This window comes from Pseudoalteromonas sp. Z1A8 (assembly GCF_011378855.1).
Taxonomy (GTDB): domain Bacteria; phylum Pseudomonadota; class Gammaproteobacteria; order Enterobacterales; family Alteromonadaceae; genus Pseudoalteromonas.
Map to the genome: position 1 here is coordinate 39,635 of NZ_WTLB01000029.1, position 17,725 is coordinate 57,359.

14 protein-coding genes are annotated in these 17,725 nt (G+C 38.4%); 3 read left to right on the top strand and 11 right to left on the bottom strand.

Translation table 11 applies throughout. The features are described from left to right. From GQR55_RS12495 to GQR55_RS12540, 10 genes are all read right to left on the bottom strand, one after another. Complete coding sequence (locus tag GQR55_RS12495; RefSeq protein ID WP_166420858.1) at positions 1-1,368, bottom strand: MotA/TolQ/ExbB proton channel family protein; 1,368 nt, start codon at positions 1,366-1,368, stop codon at positions 1-3. Between the two features lie 10 nt (positions 1,369-1,378). Then, the gene (locus GQR55_RS12500) at positions 1,379-2,131 is read right to left on the bottom strand and encodes a DUF3450 domain-containing protein (protein ID WP_166420859.1); all 753 of its coding nucleotides are present in this window, start codon (positions 2,129-2,131) and stop codon (positions 1,379-1,381) included. 241 nt (positions 2,132-2,372) lie between these two features. Beyond that, on the bottom strand, positions 2,373-2,987 hold the full coding sequence (locus GQR55_RS12505) for a DsbA family protein (protein ID WP_166420860.1): 615 nt from the start codon (positions 2,985-2,987) through the stop codon (positions 2,373-2,375). 13 nt (positions 2,988-3,000) lie between these two features. Continuing rightward, positions 3,001-4,083, bottom strand: a complete 1,083-nt coding sequence (locus GQR55_RS12510; protein WP_166420861.1) for a GGDEF domain-containing protein — start codon at positions 4,081-4,083, stop codon at positions 3,001-3,003. 5 nt (positions 4,084-4,088) lie between these two features. Further along, positions 4,089-5,978 carry a methyl-accepting chemotaxis protein gene (locus tag GQR55_RS12515; protein ID WP_166420862.1) on the bottom strand — a complete coding sequence of 630 codons (1,890 nt, stop codon included), beginning with the start codon at positions 5,976-5,978 and terminating at the stop codon, positions 4,089-4,091. 256 nt (positions 5,979-6,234) lie between these two features. Next, entirely contained in the window at positions 6,235-7,491 is a 1,257-nt protein-coding gene (locus GQR55_RS12520; protein ID WP_166420863.1) for a sugar MFS transporter, read from the bottom strand. Between the two features lie 85 nt (positions 7,492-7,576). Continuing rightward, a complete protein-coding gene (locus tag GQR55_RS12525) occupies positions 7,577-8,470 on the bottom strand; it encodes a transporter substrate-binding domain-containing protein (RefSeq protein WP_166420864.1) in 894 nt (297 codons plus the stop codon). A gap of 70 nt (positions 8,471-8,540) precedes the next feature. Continuing rightward, on the bottom strand, positions 8,541-9,059 hold the full coding sequence (locus GQR55_RS12530) for an RNA methyltransferase (protein ID WP_165727973.1): 519 nt from the start codon (positions 9,057-9,059) through the stop codon (positions 8,541-8,543). Further along, entirely contained in the window at positions 9,059-9,571 is a 513-nt protein-coding gene (locus GQR55_RS12535; RefSeq protein ID WP_165727974.1) for a YcgN family cysteine cluster protein, read from the bottom strand. The genes GQR55_RS12530 and GQR55_RS12535 overlap by 1 nt, the downstream gene beginning before the upstream one ends. Positions 9,572-9,668: 97 nt before the next feature. After that, positions 9,669-11,510, bottom strand: a complete 1,842-nt coding sequence (locus GQR55_RS12540) for a DUF885 domain-containing protein (protein WP_166420865.1) — start codon at positions 11,508-11,510, stop codon at positions 9,669-9,671. Between the two features lie 154 nt (positions 11,511-11,664). On the opposite strand from GQR55_RS12540, the gene GQR55_RS12545 reads away from it, so the two are divergent. Together GQR55_RS12545 and GQR55_RS12550 are read left to right on the top strand one after the other, a co-directional pair. Further along, a complete protein-coding gene (locus tag GQR55_RS12545; RefSeq protein ID WP_166420866.1) occupies positions 11,665-12,942 on the top strand; it encodes an amidohydrolase family protein in 1,278 nt (425 codons plus the stop codon). Between the two features lie 218 nt (positions 12,943-13,160). Further along, positions 13,161-15,581, top strand: coding sequence for a TonB-dependent receptor (locus GQR55_RS12550; protein WP_166420867.1), 2,421 nt, complete (start codon positions 13,161-13,163; stop codon positions 15,579-15,581). Between the two features lie 278 nt (positions 15,582-15,859). Here GQR55_RS12550 and adhP read toward each other — a convergent pair whose 3' ends face one another. Next, the gene (gene adhP / locus GQR55_RS12555; RefSeq protein ID WP_166420868.1) at positions 15,860-16,870 is read right to left on the bottom strand and encodes an alcohol dehydrogenase AdhP; all 1,011 of its coding nucleotides are present in this window, start codon (positions 16,868-16,870) and stop codon (positions 15,860-15,862) included. A gap of 206 nt (positions 16,871-17,076) precedes the next feature. On the opposite strand from adhP, the gene GQR55_RS12560 reads away from it, so the two are divergent. After that, entirely contained in the window at positions 17,077-17,622 is a 546-nt protein-coding gene (locus tag GQR55_RS12560) for a MarR family transcriptional regulator (protein WP_024611107.1), read from the top strand. Positions 17,623-17,725: the final 103 nt, after the last annotated feature.

Consider the following 17,725-nt stretch of genomic DNA (forward strand, 5'->3'; position numbering starts at 1 on the left):
TTATGCTCCCTTCTCGCTACGCTCTGCGATAATACCGGCGCTCTGCTCTTGAATAGTTAGCAAGATATTTTTAGCGCGCGTATTAAGTAAGGTGTATAAAAATACCGTCGGAATTGCCACAACTAAGCCCAATACCGTTGTTACTAGTGCTTGCGAAATACCACCCGCCATAAGCTTAGGATCCCCAGTACCAAACAAGGTGATTGCTTGGAATGTATTGATCATCCCGGTTACCGTACCCAATAAACCAAGTAGCGGCGCAACAACCGATATGATTTTGATAAGTGTTAGGTTACGTGTCACTTTTGGCATTTCACGTAAAATAGCTTCACTTAGTTTAAGCTCAAGTGTGTCGTGTGAAACACTTGGGAATTGATCTTTTACTTTCATCACACGTCCAAGCGGATTGTCATCACGTGCAACACTATCTTTAAGTTGACGACGAATTTTACCGCCCATAATCAATAATGAGAAAAAGCGCTCTAGTGATATAAGAAGTGCAATAACACCCACGCCTAAAATCACATAACCAACAGTCCCACCTTGATGAACACGCTCTTGCGTATCTGGTGCTTGTACTAATAAACCAAGAATAGAGCCGCCTGTTGGGTCAAGTGCAAATTGCACTACACCGCTTTTAGTGTTTTGTAGCTCTTCGGCTGTTGCAGTAAAGCGCGATACAGGTTGGCGTGTTAATTCACTCAAAGAATTAGTCGATGGATTAAATTCTAAGTATTTGCCGTTTGATATAAGGTTGAATGCACCCACTCGAACCACTTCTTGCTGTGCTTTAGTGCCACCTTCAACAATAACGCTTGCGTTAAAGCGGCTTACCTTGCCTTGCTCGGTCATTTCACGTTGTAGTTCAAACCATACTTTTTCAATATCTTCTATTGAAGCAAGTTTTGACGTTGAACCCATTTTTTGAGCAAGTTCATCCATAAACGTACTGCGGCCGTCTATTTGAGCCGACACAATCGATGTCGCAAATTTATTACTAGAATCACCCGCTACTTGCTGTAACACACCAAATAACTCTTTTAGCGAGCCCATACGTTTAGAAAGCGTGTCTGTTAGGTTAGCTAGTTTTACTTCGTTTTCTTCAAACTGTGTTTCTAAACGCTCAGATTCCACCAGCATTTGATTACGCTTAGCTTGGGTATTTTTAAGCATTTGTACTTGTTCGTTTTGACGAGCAGCAAACTCTTGTTCACGTTGCTTGTTTTGCTCGCTTTGTGCTGATTGACCATTTTCGAGCGTTTTAAGTAATGAATCTAGGTTCATTGGCTCTGCCGCTACACTTGCGCCAGTAATGCTTAGGCTTGCAGCAAAAAGAGCTATTTTTGTCATTTGAGTAAACAATTTCATTTTCAACCTCTTATTCTGCTGCATGTACTGGCAGAGTTAACATATCTGGGGCTAGTTGCTTACGTGCAATACGTAAGCCTTTATTTATTTGGCTTATTGTAGAATCTGGTAATGCTTCGAATGATTTTGTATCTGCATTCCAACTACCGGCTTTTTTGCCATCGCGTGTTAAGTAAATAAGCTCTAAACGGCCAATGCGTAAAAAGTCGACTTCACGCTCTTTATCATCCACATTTAAAAGTGCGGTATAAGCTTCGATAGTACGTCCGTAGTCAACTTCAACTTGGTAGGCTTCAAGCACACGGCGAAACTTTTCGCTTGAGTTGATATCTGCACGATTCATCATTTCATTTAAAGACGTAACGCGCTTAGTGCGCTCATCTGCTAAAAATGGAATGTCTAAAGATACAAACTGCTCAAGACCTGTGATCATTCTAAGCATTAGCGGCGTAATTTGACGTTCAATAATAGAAACCTGATCCATTGATAGGTTTAAAGATTCCATCTCTTCTATTTGATTATTTAACTGTTTAGTTAGCTGAGCGTTGTAAACAGCTAAACCGTCAATTTCTTTATTGAGGGTTTTAAACTGTTGTAAACGTCCTTGCATTGAATCTGCAATCTTGTCTATTGTTGTTTGTGATTGCGCAGCTGATTTATTAATTTCACTGCTTTTATCAATAACCTTATCTAAATCATTTGCGTGTACTGCTGCACTTGCGGCCACAATACCAGCTAAGATTAATGGTTTAACGCCTTTCATCGCATACACCTTTACTCGTTAGTTAGCGGATTTGCTAGTTTGTTTTTTAAGGTAATAAATTAAGTTCTATAAATAATTTATGACTTTAGAATTTCAATGAGCAGGAGTTTATAGATGAAACATGACAAGGATGTTGCGCAAAAAAGTCGCTTTTATGACAGTGGTAATAATTAAGACTTACGAGGGGATTTTTAAGATGATAAAAGCATTTGTTAACCAAATGCCTTATAAACAGGCCGGGTTATTTTAAAATTGAATTAATTTGATTAAGGGAATAGTGCCAATCGGTGTAATTTATTTCAATTGGGTATGCTTTATTACCTTTAATAAGCACGAGTGAGGGAAAACCTTGGATTGGTAGTGTACGAACAAATGATAACTCAGCATTAAATTCATCATTAAGCTCGCTTGACGTTAGCTGCGCGGTAAACTCATTTTTATCTAAGCCAATCTTTTCAGCCAAACTAATTAATGTACTTTCATCAGACGGGTTTTGCGCATTTAGGTAGTAAGCATGTTGAATTGCAGCGACCATGTCGGCTTCTTTATCCGCTTTACGTGCTATAAGTGCAGCTCTACAGGCGGGATACGTTGAGCGCCTTGGCTGGCAGTTACGCCAAAAGTCATAATTAAATTGCGTACCTAACTGCGCTGAAATTTTATGCCAAGTACCTTCAAGCATCTCTTTCATATTTTGCGGCATTGGGTCTTGGCTATCAGGTGCTAATCCACCTACTTTATATTCAATTGCTACTTTACCAGCAAGCTCTGATTTTAGCTTAAGCCAGGTTGGTGAGTAACCCCAACACCAGCTACACATTGGGTCATGAACATATATTAATTTACTTTGAGACATATTAATCCTCCAACTAGTTCGAGACGACACTATTACGACCAGCAGCCTTTGCACTATAAAGAGCTTCATCAGCTTGTTTTAACGAATCATCATAATCAGTTACTTTATTTACTTGTGCAATACCTATGCTACAAGTGATTGAAATGCGTTGTTTATCATCAGTCAACATAACATGCCCTGCAACAGCTTCACGAAATTTATTAGCTAATACTGTTGCTTGAGCGATGAGCATTTGTGGCAAGATAACAACAAATTCTTCGCCACCATAACGCGCCTTTAGGGACGTTGCCAAAAACTGAGATTCCAAAAGCTTGGTAAATTCAATCAATACCGTATCACCAAAATCGTGACCATGCGTATCGTTTAAAGATTTGAAGTTATCTAAATCTATTAACAAAATTGAAAAAGGTAAGTACTGATCTGGGCGTGTTTGTGCAAGCTTTAAAAAATGAGAGGTAATAAAACGTCTGTTTGCTATACCAGTAAGGGGGTCGGTATAAGCATCTTGTTTTTGCTCTAGCGTAATATCAGCAATAGCCATGTGGCTTTTATGCCTAAAATACTCACCAATAAATGAGAATAAAAACACCATAGAAAAGGACGCTATAAATCGTGTTTTTTCTACGTCGCCATAAGTAACTTGGCCAAAGTCAGGGCCGTATAAAATAACAATACAAGAAAACAGTAAAGTAAAACCTAACCAAGCACCTAATCTGACCCCTAAAGATGCAAACGTCACTACAGGATAAAACATAAGCCAATATAGCGCGGTGTTATCTTTACCACCGGTATAAACAAGTGCAACAAACATCATGCACACAATGCTCATACTTATTAATGCCACTACTTGAAGATTACCCGTTCTTATAAAGTAGATAGAACAGCTTATATTTGTAATGTTAACGATAATTAATGAAACAGTGAGTATCGGTGAGTAAAGCTTATAATTCAAAAACACTAATACAGCAATCACCACAATTGATATCCCAATCATGGTAAATAAAGAAAACGCTTTGCGCTGTTTGTCTGAGCTATAAACACTGTCGATATTTATTAGACTGAGCCAGTTTGGTTTATTTACATTTTTTTTAGTCATTAATTTTATACTTTAAACTTTTGAACCATATTTTCTAAGGCACTAAACTGCTGTTTTAGTTTGGTACATTCGTTAAGCGTGTCATTTAAGTTAGCCTTGCCTTGTATAGAAAGCGCGCTAATTGTTTGAATATCGGTATCTAATAACTTAACAACTTGGTTTTGCTCATCGGTTGCACTGGCCACAGAATGATTTGCATCGTTAATTTGCTTAATAGCTTGTATAACATGACTCATTAAATTGCCGACGGCATCTGCTTGTTGTACGCTTTTTTCACTGTCTTGAAGGCTTGTTTTCATAAGCTCTACAGCAAGGTTTGAGCCTTTTTGTAACTGGCTCACCGTGTCTTCAATTTCTTGCGTTGATTGTTGAGTGCGGTGTGCTAATTGGCGTACTTCATCTGCTACAACAGCAAAACCGCGTCCTGCCTCTCCTGCTCTAGCGGCTTCTATTGCTGCATTTAATGCCAATAGATTAGTTTGCTCGCTTACACCTTTAATAACTTCAAGCACTTGCCCAATACTGGCTGTGTGCGTATTTAAACTGTTTATAGTTTGCTGAGCTTTCTCCATATTAGCCGAAAGCTGATGGATGGTTGCAACGCTGTGGCTTAATGCTTCTTGATTTTGTGTTGAGTGCTCATCTGCATTTTTAGCAAGCTGCGATGCACTCTCTGCATTATTTGAAATATCCATAGATGTAGCTGAAAACTGATTAATAGCCGCTGCCACGCTATCGGTACGCTTGCTTTGGTCATCATACATAGACAATGATGAATGTGTTTGTGATACCAAGCTCTCAATAGCTGTATCTAATTGCTCTGTGGACTCTTTAACTTGTTCTATTGAATGCTGAATTTTTTCGATGAAAATATTAAATGAATGACTTAAGTCGCCAAATTCATCATCATTTTCAACGGTTAAACGGCTTGTTAAATCGCCTTCGCCTTGTGCTATATCTTTAATGGCATCGTTTAAACGGTTCATGGGCTGCATTAAATAGCGTAATAATAGCTGCATCATAATAATGATAGTAATGATCCCTATCACCATAAAAACAGCCGCAGTTTGACCAAAAGTCGATACACTGGCATATGCTTTATTTTTATCTATAACAACACCTAGGTACCAATCTACGTTTTCAATACCGCTAATTTTTGTAAACGAGATAAGCTTAGACTCTCCGTTTATCTCGTATTGGGTAAACTCACTTTGCAAGGGCGTATTAGTACCAAAAATATCTGATGTATTTTTTAAATTTAACTTAGCATTAGGATGGCTTAACACTTGGCCTTTGTTATCGAGTAAAAAACCATAACCAAGACCTAAAAAATCAATATCGTTAATAATTTTAGTCACAGTTTGCATATCAATATCGGCACCTGCAACGCCGCTAAACTGGCCATTTTGTAGCATGGGTACTACCGCTGAAATTGTAAGCTCGTTAGTTGTTACATCAATATAGGGAGTTGTAAAAGCGGTATTTGATTTGTTTTCGACTAATTTGTACCAAGGACGAGAAGTCGCATCAAAGTCAGCAGGTAAAACGACTGATTGATCGTTTAATATAAACGTGCCGCTAGATTTTCCTATGTAAGTATTTTTAAAGCTTCCAGCAAGCTCTGCAGTATTTAATTGTGAAAGGGTGAGGGCTTTAGAATCATTAGCTTTATGCGTTTTAGCAATTGATATAACAATTGCCAGCTTTGCATTTAACCAACTCGCTATATTTTGCGAAACAGATTCAGAATTTTGTTGTAATACTAGGCTTAACTGCTGCTCGGTTTGCTTGCGCATCGCAATATAGTTATTAAAAGTAAATAACCCTAGTACCAAAACTAAAATTAAAGAGGCTGCAATAGTCACTTTGGAAGTAAATTTTAACGAGTTAAGCATATAAGCCCTTTTATTATTTTTTCGTTATTATCCATACAGTTTTAGCAAAAATTTAGCTAAATGTCCTAGTAAAAGAGACTTATAGTAGGTTATTGATGAAAAATAAGAATAAAGGATTGTAAAACAAAAGGTTTTTGTGGGTAACTGACTAATAGTGAAATAGATTATGACTAGTATCAATTATTTTTGGAACGTTCCTGTAAAATATAGTTTTATAAGTGACTGAATACGTATTCAGTCACTTAATATTAAGCGGTTATTGCCACTTATTTGCTAATCGTACAACGTTTAAACCGTACCATGCTATAAATACGTAACACACCATTGGTACAAAAAAGCTTTGTTGTATATTTACTGTGTCAGCTATAAAACCTTGGAGTAATGGCACAAGTGCACCACCTACAATAGCTAAGCATAACCAACCAGAGCCTTTACTGGTCAACGATCCTAGTCGCTCAATAGCAACCGAGAATATAGTCGGGAACATAATTGAGTTAAATAAACCAATTGCCAATACTGAGTATAAAGCGACGTCACCTTGAGTAAAAATAGTGATCAATAAGAGCGCAATAATACTAAATGCATTAAACGCGATGGCTTTTGAAGGTGCTATTTTTTGTAATAATACAGAACCAATAAAACGCCCTACCATTGCCCCGCCCCAGTAATAACTAATAAGCGCTGCTGCAGTGTGCTCTTCAAGTCCTGCTATGTGTGCCTCACCAAAGTAATTAACTAAAAAGCTACCAATGGCCACTTCCCCGCCTACATAACAAAATATAGCAAGTACACCCATAGTTAAGTGAGGTGCTTGAGTTAATGAACGAGACTCTATTGCGGTATTGTTTTCTTCTTTATGGGCTTCGATTTCTGGAAGCTTTATAAAGGCAAATATAATAGCTATAAGCAATAAGGCGCCAGCAAGCATTAAGTAAGGTACTTTTACCGATTCAGCAGTTGCTGCAGAGGCGGCTAAACTACCTGCGGTTCCAAAAAATAATAAACCACCAACGTATGGTCCAACGGTAGTACCAAGTGCATTAAGAGCTTGTGCTAAATTTAACCGAGACGAAGCTGTTTTTTCAGGCCCAAGAGCTGCAACATAAGGGTTTGCAGAAACCTGAAGTACTGTTACACCTGCAGCAAGTACAAATAAAGCACCTAAAAATAGCCAATACTCATGTACCACTACTGCAGGGTAGAACAACATACACCCAATTGAAGCCACAATTAAACCGGTTAAAATCCCTTTTTTGTAACCAAACTGCTTAACTAAAGTACCCGCAGGGATAGAAACAATAAAATAAGCACCAAAAAAGCAAAACTGTACTAACATCGCTTCAAAAAAGCTTAAGTCAAATACGCCTTTTAATCGTGGTATTAGTACATCGTTTAAAACAGTAATAAAACCCCATAAAAAAAATAGGGTCGTCATTGCAGTCAGTGGAAACAGATAATTTTTATTTGGCTGTTCGTTGACCGCGAATGATTGATTTGTATTTATTTCACTCACGTCGTTTTCACTCCATTAACAAGTTGAAAACGATTCTACATGTTTATATATAAATTAGTCAGCGCAACAAAGGAACGTTCCAATTTTATGGCTTGCATTGAGTATTTGTCGTATTGATAATACGCTCTATCTCGCCACTATTATGAAACTGATAAAGCCCTGCGTTTATATCCTCTAAGACTAAAAGCCATTTAGGTGTAAGCTTACTAATAGCAAAATATAAAGGGTTGTATTGCAGAGGAATGCTTTCTTGCTCAATAGAAGAAAGCAAAGATTGTTTTTCAGGTTTAGTTAAAGAAGAATAAGTTACTGGGAATTTAAGAACTTGAGGGTCGCCTATAATCAAATCAACACGTTTAGCAACTAGAAGCTGAACAAGCTGTAAATCATCAACAGAGGTAATAATTTCAAACTCAGCATTATCCATCATGGCATCAAACTCAGGCGTATTTTGATACCCACGAACAACACCAATTTTTTGCCCTTTGAGCGATTTTAAGTTTCCAGTGAAACGGTCTGTATCGCCTTTCCTTTTTAAAAATGCAATTTCGCCACCTTTAAACGAATTAGATAAACCGAGCAATTCTCGACGTGTTATACCATTAACATAATCGGAGGGGGCTGTATCTTCTATAAAGTATTCAGGCATTAATATATCAGCTTTGCCTAGTTCTACATTTCGTACAGCTCTTGCCCAAGGCAAAAATTCAATATATACGCTGTAGCCCTTACTATTTAACAAGGCAATTGAAAATTGATAAACCCAGCCTTTATTACATAAATTATTACCAATATAAGGAGGCCAGTCGAGAGTAGCTAGATGAAGTATTTGCTTGGGAGTTTTCGCTGCATAGAGCACTCCTGATTTATGGTAATGCCCATTTAAAACATGTTGAATATCATTTTGATAATATTCAACTGACGTTTCTGCAAAACAATTACTACTTGTCAGTAATAATATAAAATAAAACCAGCGCATGTAAAAATCTATTTATGATTAATCATGTTTTTAAGTTTAGTTACAACTAAACCTTTTGCACTGATAAACCTTAATCGGATGCTTTTTCCCATTTCATTTTATTATTTGTATCGCGCGAGCTTATAATTGTTGTGTCGCTACTCTCAACACCGCCTAATTTAGCTAAGCGGTCATACAAAACTACATTACAGGTTGCCGCTAGGTTCATACAGCCAATAGTGGGAATATAAACAACCTCATCGCACCACTTTAAAACATCTTTTGGGATTGAGCCGTCTTCAGGACCAAATATATAAAATGCGTTTTCAGGGTGTTTAAACTCAGGTAAAGGCGTTGCACCTTCAATAAGTTCAATAACAACAACGGTAGCACCTTCAGGTTTTACTACTTCTAAACTATCAGTTTCGGTAAGCGGGATACGCTCAAGTACATTTTTTGTGTCGGTATGAAATTTCTTGGCGTTTAAATAACGATTACCAGTAAAAAAAACCTGTTTAGCGTCATAACACCCTGCAGCACGCAATACGCCACCAACATTAGTCGGGCTTTTAGGATTAATTAAACCAATTACCGCTTGTTGTTTGCTCATTAATCAGCGTCCTTTGTTGGCCACTCTGCAATGTATAAATCAAAGTCGTCTAGTTTCACATCACAATCTTTTACTGTTTTATCTTTTACAGAAATCCCTAACTCGTGCATTTTTGTTTTATCGCCATTGTTTAATAACGGATGCCAAGAAGCCAAGCCACGCCCTTCGTGTAAACGGCGGTAACTGCAACTTTGCGGCATAAAAAAGATGTCTTTGAGGTTTTCTTTTGTGAGTTTTACACAAGAAGGAACAAGCGTTTGGCGGTTTTCGTACTCGCTACAACCACAGGTGTTGTTATCAAGATACTGACACACAATATTAGTAAATATTAACTGCTCACCTTCACGTAACTGATCGGTGGCGGTAAATTCGTCTTCATCTTCGCTATCAATAAACGTATTTAAACAACATTTTCCGCATCCATCACAAATGGCCTCCCATTCGTTTTGACTCATGTCGCTTAAGCTTTTTTTAAGCCAAAATTGTGTATTTGCTAATTGTTGATCAAACATAGTTTACTCGTGCCCCCTAAAGAGCGCGCATTCTACCGTATTGCTGTAAATGGCGCAAAGCCAATACCCTTTCAAAGTACTGGCTTTGCGCTAAAAATTAGCTTTGAGATTTAACCCAACGCTTAATTTTTTCCTCTAAAATTGGCATTGGTAATGCACCATCAATTAATATTTGCGTGTGGAACGCTTTAATATCAAATTTATCGCCGAGTTCTTTTTTAGAATAATCACGTAGTTCCTGGATTTTAAACTGCCCTAACTTGTAAGAAAGCGCCTGCCCCGGCCATGCAATATAACGCTCAACTTCAGCTATTACGTCACTTTTAGCCATAGATGAGTTAGCAAGCATGTAATCAATACCCTGCTGACGCGTCCACCCTTTTGCATGAAAACCAGTATCAAGCACTAAACGCATTGCACGTAATTGCTCGTCTGATAAACGCCCGTACCACATGTAGGGGTCGGTAAATAAGCCTAGCTCTTTGCCTAAACTTTCTGCGTAAAGTGCCCAACCTTCTGCAAATACGGTGTAACCACCAAATTTGCGAAAGTCAGGTAAGCCCTCTATTTCTTGTTGTAAGGCTATTTGAAAGTGATGACCTGGCGCTGCTTCATGAATAGATAAGGTTTCGAGTAAAAATTTCGGCTGTGCTTTTAAGTTATAGGTATTGATATAAAAAATGCCTGGGCGAGAGCCATCAGGCGCAGGAGATGCATACGACGCACCTGCAGCCGACTGCGCTCTGTATGCTTCAACCGCTTTTACAACGTAAGGTGCTTTTGGTGCTATGTTAAAAAGCAGAGGCAAACGCGCATCTATTTTTTTCTTAACGTTTTCATATGCCGCAATTAGCTCCTGTGGCGTATTGTAGTAAAACTCGTCTGAATTACGTAAGTGGTCAAAAAACTCAGATAATTCGCCTTTAAAATCTACGGTTTCTTTTACTTTTTTCATTTCGCTTAAAATGCGCGACACTTCACTTAAACCAATCTCATGAATTTCGTCTGCAGATAAGCTAAGCGTCGTGTTTTTCTTAATTTGGTATTCGTACCATGCTTTACCGTTTGGTAAATCACTATAACCAACGCTTTCTCGGCTATTAGGAATATACTGATTAGCTAAAAAGTCACTCATGCTTTTATAAGCTGGTACTAGGTGCTGCATAATCAGTTCGCGATACTGCGCTGTAATTTTTTGCTTTTGCTGTGCGCTAAACGATTCTGGTAATTTTTTAATTGGTCCCCAAAATAGTGAGTCTTCAGCATTTTTAACTACATGAGCTGCAAATTGTGGTTGCAGTTTTTCAGCCAGAGGCTTTGGCAAGGTAATACCTAGTTTAATACCTTGAGCCATTGAGCGCTCTACACTAGTAAGCCACTTAACAAAACCTTCACTGCGCGACATAAAAGCAGTGTAATCTTCAACTGTATTAAACGGCTGAGCGCTTTGACCTGAGCCAAAACCTGCAAACGTGTTATGCGCACCCGCCATTTGGTTAATTGGTAATAAATAATCAGGAAACTGCATGCCCTCTAATTTTAGTGCAAGGTCGCGCTCTAATATTTCAAAGCTTAAAAGCGACTGCCCTGTTAACTGTGCTTCATCTATAAAGTTTAATCGCTGTTGATATTTTTTATAAAAAGCCGCTTTTTTTGCTCTATTTTCTTTTGAGATAGCTGGCGTAAATTGATCGTTAAACTCGTTACGGCCACTATACGTTGCGCTTATAGGGCTATATGTAAGCGATTCATCGTAATACTGTGCAACAAGTACATCAAGCTGTTGCTCTGCCGAAAGCTCTGAAACAATACCTGCCGATGCGTTAACTGTGTTTAGCTGCGCACTGGTGTTAGTGCTTGTATTAAGCCCAGTATTCATACAGCCACTTAAAGCAAACATAACGCCACTGGCAACTAATGCTAATTTAATTGATTTCATGATAATCCTTTTTAATATCGTTTTTTGATTATGCGCATTTAACAACGCTTAATAAAGAAATTACGACAGATTGCGTTTATCGCTATTTATTTGCACTTTAAATTTACCTTGGTAGAGTCAAGAAAGACACAAACTACTCTAAAAGAAGAATAAAATGAAAAAACAATTGCTCAGTGCTTCTATTGCGCTGCTGTCCCTAAACAGCTTCAATGCACAAGCTGTTACTTACATATCAGCTAAAGCAATGTTAGATGTAGAAAACGGCACGTTAATACGTTCACCGTTAATTGCAATTGATAACGGAGTTATCGTATCAATTGAACAAAACAAAAAACCTAAGCTTTCTAAAAATGATGAGCATATCGCGTTGCCGGAGCTAACACTTATGCCTGGTTTAATGGATATGCACGTGCATTTAACAAGTGATCCAACTGTTTCTCGTAGTGAGCGTTTAGGACAATCTGTTCCGCGTATGGCAATTAAAGCGGCTTATTTTGCTAAAAAAACATTAGAAGCCGGTTTTACTACACTTCGTAATGTGGGCGCAGACGGTTATAGCGTTATCGCTGTGCGTGATGGAATTAACGCTGGTGATATTGTTGGTCCTCGTATTTGGGCTGCGGGTCCATCACTCGGAATTACTGGCGGGCACTGTGACAACAACCGCCTACCGCCTGAGCTTAAATATACTTCAAGTGGCGTCGCAGACGGTCCATGGGCTGCGCGTATAAAGGTGCGCGAAAACATTAAATATGGGGCAAACGCAATTAAGTTTTGCGCCACCGGTGGCGTATTTTCAAAAGGCACTAAAGTAGGTGCACAGCAGTATTCTTTTGAAGAAATGAAAGCCATTGTTGATGAAGCTCATATGCGAGATTTACCGGTTGCAGCTCATGCACACGGTACAAGCGGGATTAAAACAGCCATTAAAGCAGGTGTTGATAGCGTAGAGCACGCCAGCTTTTTAGATGACGAGGCCATAGCCCTTGCTAAAGAGCATGGAACTTGGCTTTCTATGGATATTTATAATACCGAGTACACGCTAACTTATGGTGAGCAAAACGGCGTAGACGAAGAAAATCTCAATAAAGAACGCCAAGTATCAAAAAGGCAGCGTGATAGCTTTAGCCGTGCTGTAAAAGCGGGTGTTAAAATGGTGTTCGGGACCGATGCAGCAATTTACCCGCACGGGGATAATGCAAAACAGTTTAGCCGCATGGTTGAATTTGGCATGACAGAACTACAAGCTATTCAAGCATCCACTATTAATAGCGCTAAGTTATTAAAAATGGATACTCAGTTAGGACAAATTAAAACCGGATTTGCAGCTGATATAATTGCTGTAAAAGAAAATCCGCTTAAAAATATTGAAACCTTAGAGTCTGTACCCTTTGTAATGAAAGACGGTGTTGTTTATAAAAACCAATTGTAAAAACACGTTATTAAGGCTGAGTTTACTTAGCCTTAATAAACCCCTCACCCATCTCAAACATCCTATAAAAGGTACAACGTACCTTTTATAGGCTTAACTTTGTTTATTAATTATCCGAACAGTTTTATTTAATCAAATAAAATGAACTTTCTATTCACTTTAAAAACAATAACCATTATCATTCGCGCAAATTCAATAACGCGAATAGTTATCACTCTATGAAAACGTTTAAGTACTCTCTTATTACTCTTGCTTGTTTAAATGCAAATATGGCATTTGCCCAAAATACACAAGTTGATGCTGATATTGAACGCATCAGCGTATACGAAAAACAAAACCGCGTGGTGATGAGTTCTGGTCTTGCGACTAAATCAGACATGTCTTTAATGGAAACACCTGCACCGGTTGTTATTATTGACCGTGAACTTATTGAATCTCAAGGTGTAGATAGTCTACAAGATTTAGTTAGAAACGTAAGTGGTTTAACACAAGCAGGTAATAACTACGGTATTGGTGATAACCTAGTAATTCGTGGTTTAGATGCAAACTACACCTACGATGGTATGTATGGTGGTGCAGGCCTGGGTAATACATTTAACCCAACTCGTTCACTTACAAATGTTGAATCTGTTGAGGTTTTAAAAGGCCCAGCAACAGGTTTATATGGCATTGGTAGCGCAGGTGGCGTAATTAACCTAATTGAGAAAAAGCCAGAGTTTGAAGAAAAACACAAAGTATCGGTTGAGCTTGGCCAGTGGGACAGCTACTCGTTATCGTTTGATAGCACTAACGCGATAACAGATGATTTAGCATATCGTGTAATGGCTAAAACAGCGTCAAGTGACGGCTTTCGTGATTTAAAAGAAGATCGCGACGAAATTTACACCTCGCTTAAGTACGTGCTTAACGATAGACAAAATATCATGCTTTCTGCAGCCTATATAAAAGATGAAATAGCGGTTGATTCTATTGGTCACCCTATTCGTATTTACAATGCAGAAACTGCAAACGGTTTAAGCGCGGGTGAAGTAACCGGTGCCGATTTAGTAAACGACCCTACAGGAAGCGGCGTACAGTTAAGCGACGCGCAACGCGACCAACTTGCTAATTCGCTATCTGCATCTGATGGCTTAACACCTTATAGCTTTGGCACAAACGGTATTATTTCGCCAATGGCTGATGATAACGAAGGTGAAGAGCTGCGATTTAAATTAACGCATAACTATTACATTACTGACGATTTATTTTTAAACCAGCAGCTACAGTACCGTAACTACACATCGAGCTTTGCACGTCAAACAGGTGCTTATAACTACGTGTATTCCACTCGCGATTCAATTATAAATAACGACCCTCGTGCACCTTTAGTTGAAGATGGCGTACTTTACCCGTATGCAGCACGCCGACAAGAATATCGCCAAGTAGAAGCCGATGAAAAGTCGTGGCAGTACTTTTTAGATTTACGTTATGACTTTATGTTAGGCGACGTAGATAACGAATTACTTGTAAACGCAAACTACGAAGATAGAGATATTCGTTTTAAACAATACTCTATTTATGACGCTGATAAAGTAATTAACGACAGTGATGGTAACTTACTTTACCAAGGCACATTGCCATACATTTACGATATCAGAGAGCCAAATTGGCCAAGCGGTGGCTTTGATGACTACGATCCGCTTAAAACCAGCGACTACAATAAAAAAGTACAAGCATGGGGATTAGGCATTCAACATGTAGGTTATATAACTGAAGAACTTACAACACGCGTAGGTGTAGCTTATAATCGTATTGAGCAAACTTACGAGCACTTTGGAGTAGATGTACGCTATAGCTCAAGCCGCGCTGAACCAACTCCTGAAGCGAATACTTCAGATAGCGGTTTAACATATAATCTTGGTGCAACGTATCAGCCAACTGAAGATTTATCTGTATTTGTAAATCACTCTAAAGGGCGTACTGCTTATAGTGTTTTAGGCTCTGTTGCAGGTAACGAAGCCGACCGAGAAGACTCAGAATCAATGAGTAACGATTTAGGTTTTAGATTTAAAGCATTTGACGATCAGCTACTTGCCTCAATTGTTGTATTTGAAAGCTCGCGTACTAATTTAGAGTATAGCAATCCATTATATGAAGCAGGTGTTTCTGCCGACAACGTAGTTGAGAGCTTTTATGACGGTAAAGAAGAAACCAAAGGTATAGAACTTGATTTAAATGCTTACCTAAATGATAAGTGGAAAGTAAACATAAACGGTATTTATCAAGATGCACGTGACAAAAGTAATCCTAATAGCAGCAGTTACGACACACGCCAAAAAGGCGTACCTTACGTAACAGCAAGCACGTGGGTAACTTACTATGCTGATATGTTTAACTTACCTGAAGCTGTAAATATAAGTGGTGGTATTACGTTTGTAGATAACAGAAGTACTAATTCAAGTTCATTCTCGATTCCTGATGGTTATGTACCAAGTTACACGATTTACGATACAGCGGTATCGTATACAACTGATAAATGGCATATGCAGTTAAACTTAAATAACTTATTCAACAAAAAATATTACTCTAAAGCAATGTTTTTAGGTGGTATGCCAGGGGAAGAGCGTAATGCAAAACTAAGTTTTAGTTACACACTTTAACTAGTTAACCTGAACTCTGGATAATAAATCTATCTCAAGCAGCTATTTTCAGCGCTCACTACGTTGAATTTACTTGCAATAGGCCAGCTATTGACGCGTAAATTCGCCTTGTTTTCACTGAAAATCTCTAGCTAGAGAGAATAAATTTAAATATCACTATAATTCAATACGTTGTTAAATCTCTTAACCAAAGCTCAGGTTAATTAAATACTTAAAAAGCACGGTTTTCTAATTTAGAAGCCGTGCTTTTTTTGTGTTTTATAAACGCTGAATTTAGATTAGATAGTAACGACTATGCGACCGTTAATTTCACCTTTGAGCATATCATCAAAAATTTCGCTAATATCCTCTAAACGTTTTTCTTCAATAATTGCTTTTACCTTACCTTGCGCGGCAAACTCTAAGCATTCTTGTAAATCTTTACGTGTACCAACAATAGAGCCCACTACTGACACGCCATTAAGCACAGTATCAAAAATAGGCAGTGGCATATCCTCTGGAGGTAACCCCACTAGTACACATTTACCGCCGCGGCGTACACTTTTATAAGCTTGCTCAAACCCAGCTTTAGACACCGCAGTACACACTACAGCATGCGCACCACCAACTTGTTCAAAAATAGCTTCGCTTGGAACAACTTCTTTAAAGTCGAGGGTTATATCTGCGCCAAGCTCTTTAGCAAGCGCGAGTTTTTCTTTACCTGTATCAACAGCTATTACATTAAAACCCATTGCTTTAGCGTACTGTACTGCTAAATGACCAAGCCCGCCTACACCAACAATAGCAACCCACTGCCCCGGTTTAGCACCGGATACTTTTAATGCTTTATAGGTTGTAACACCTGCACAAAATAATGGAGCAGCTTCAGAAAAGCCTAATCCCTCAGGTATTTTTACAACGTAATCACCGTGAGCCAAACAATATTCTGCATAACTACCATCAATAGAATAGCCAGTATTGTTCTGCGATAAACACAGTGTTTCTTTGCCGTCTAGGCAAAACTCACAGTGCCCGCATGCACTATAAAGCCAAGGAACACCCACTCTGTCGCCAACTTTTAAATGCTTAATGTTGCTGCCAACTTTATCAATAACACCAACACCTTCATGCCCTGGTACTAATGGCATTTTTGGTTTTACTGGCCAATCACCATGGCAAGCATGTAAATCAGTATGGCAAACACCACAGGCCGCTATTTTAACTAAAACATCATTTATTCCAACCTCAGGGATTGGTAAGTCTGTTATTTGTAATTTACCTTTGTATTCATTATTAATTGCAGCTTTCATAGTCATTCCATCGTATGTGAAAAAATTAAAAAAAAGGATTTATTTACGTATTGTTGTGTGTACAACATATCCTAATATAGATGTATGAATATTAATCTAAATCATACTTTAGTCGTTTAAATTGATTTATAAAGTGGCTAAGAACTTGCTATCCAAAATGAGCGTGCTAGCATTTAGTTTCTGAAATTACTGAAAGTTATTAAGCAATGAGTTTATCCGAAAAGAATTTTGCCTTCGTAATGCATTGTGGTGAGATGGGCAGCCGCTGGGGATTTAATCGTACAATTGGGCAAATGTGTGGCTTGCTGATTATTACTAAAAACCCGATGACAGCCAACGAGATTGCTGATGCGCTTAGTATTTCTCGCGGTAATGTAAGTATGGGTATTAAAGAACTGCAATCGTGGCAATTAATTAGAGTACAACATATTCCAGGCGATCGAAAAGAGTACTACGCCCCTGCTGGCGATATTTGGGATATGGCTAATCGTGTATTTGAAGAACGTAAAAAACGCGAAATTGAGCCCACCCTAACATTGCTGCGCGATAACTTATTAGACGAAGCCAGTAACGACGACGAACTATACGCGCAAAAACAAATGGGTGAAATTCATAACCTACTTGAAACCGTAACAAAATGGTCTTCAGAGTTACAGCGTTTAACGCCAGAACAACTCAATAAGCTGATGAAGCTAGGCTCTGGTATTGGTAAAGTTATTGACCTAAAAGATAAGATTTTTAAAAAAGAATAAAGCCGCAATTGCGGCTTTATTTATCTTGAATTCAAGTATTAAGTGCAATCATTATGCAGCCACCAGAACTTCTGATTGCCCCGTAAATAATTCATGAGGGGTT

Coding starts and splice junctions, on each gene's coding strand:
- GQR55_RS12540 (WP_166420865.1), bottom strand. CDS start 11,510: ATGAAATCAATTAAATTAGCATTAGTTGCCAGTGGCGTTATGTTTGCT.
- GQR55_RS12505 (WP_166420860.1), bottom strand. CDS start 2,987: ATGTCTCAAAGTAAATTAATATATGTTCATGACCCAATGTGTAGCTGG.
- GQR55_RS12535 (WP_165727974.1), bottom strand. CDS start 9,571: ATGTTTGATCAACAATTAGCAAATACACAATTTTGGCTTAAAAAAAGC.
- GQR55_RS12560 (WP_024611107.1), top strand. CDS start 17,077: ATGAGTTTATCCGAAAAGAATTTTGCCTTCGTAATGCATTGTGGTGAG.
- GQR55_RS12525 (WP_166420864.1), bottom strand. CDS start 8,470: ATGCGCTGGTTTTATTTTATATTATTACTGACAAGTAGTAATTGTTTT.
- GQR55_RS12500 (WP_166420859.1), bottom strand. CDS start 2,131: ATGAAAGGCGTTAAACCATTAATCTTAGCTGGTATTGTGGCCGCAAGT.
- adhP (WP_166420868.1), bottom strand. CDS start 16,870: ATGAAAGCTGCAATTAATAATGAATACAAAGGTAAATTACAAATAACA.
- GQR55_RS12515 (WP_166420862.1), bottom strand. CDS start 5,978: ATGCTTAACTCGTTAAAATTTACTTCCAAAGTGACTATTGCAGCCTCT.
- GQR55_RS12495 (WP_166420858.1), bottom strand. CDS start 1,368: ATGAAATTGTTTACTCAAATGACAAAAATAGCTCTTTTTGCTGCAAGC.
- GQR55_RS12545 (WP_166420866.1), top strand. CDS start 11,665: ATGAAAAAACAATTGCTCAGTGCTTCTATTGCGCTGCTGTCCCTAAAC.
- GQR55_RS12510 (WP_166420861.1), bottom strand. CDS start 4,083: ATGACTAAAAAAAATGTAAATAAACCAAACTGGCTCAGTCTAATAAAT.
- GQR55_RS12530 (WP_165727973.1), bottom strand. CDS start 9,059: ATGAGCAAACAACAAGCGGTAATTGGTTTAATTAATCCTAAAAGCCCG.
- GQR55_RS12550 (WP_166420867.1), top strand. CDS start 13,161: ATGAAAACGTTTAAGTACTCTCTTATTACTCTTGCTTGTTTAAATGCA.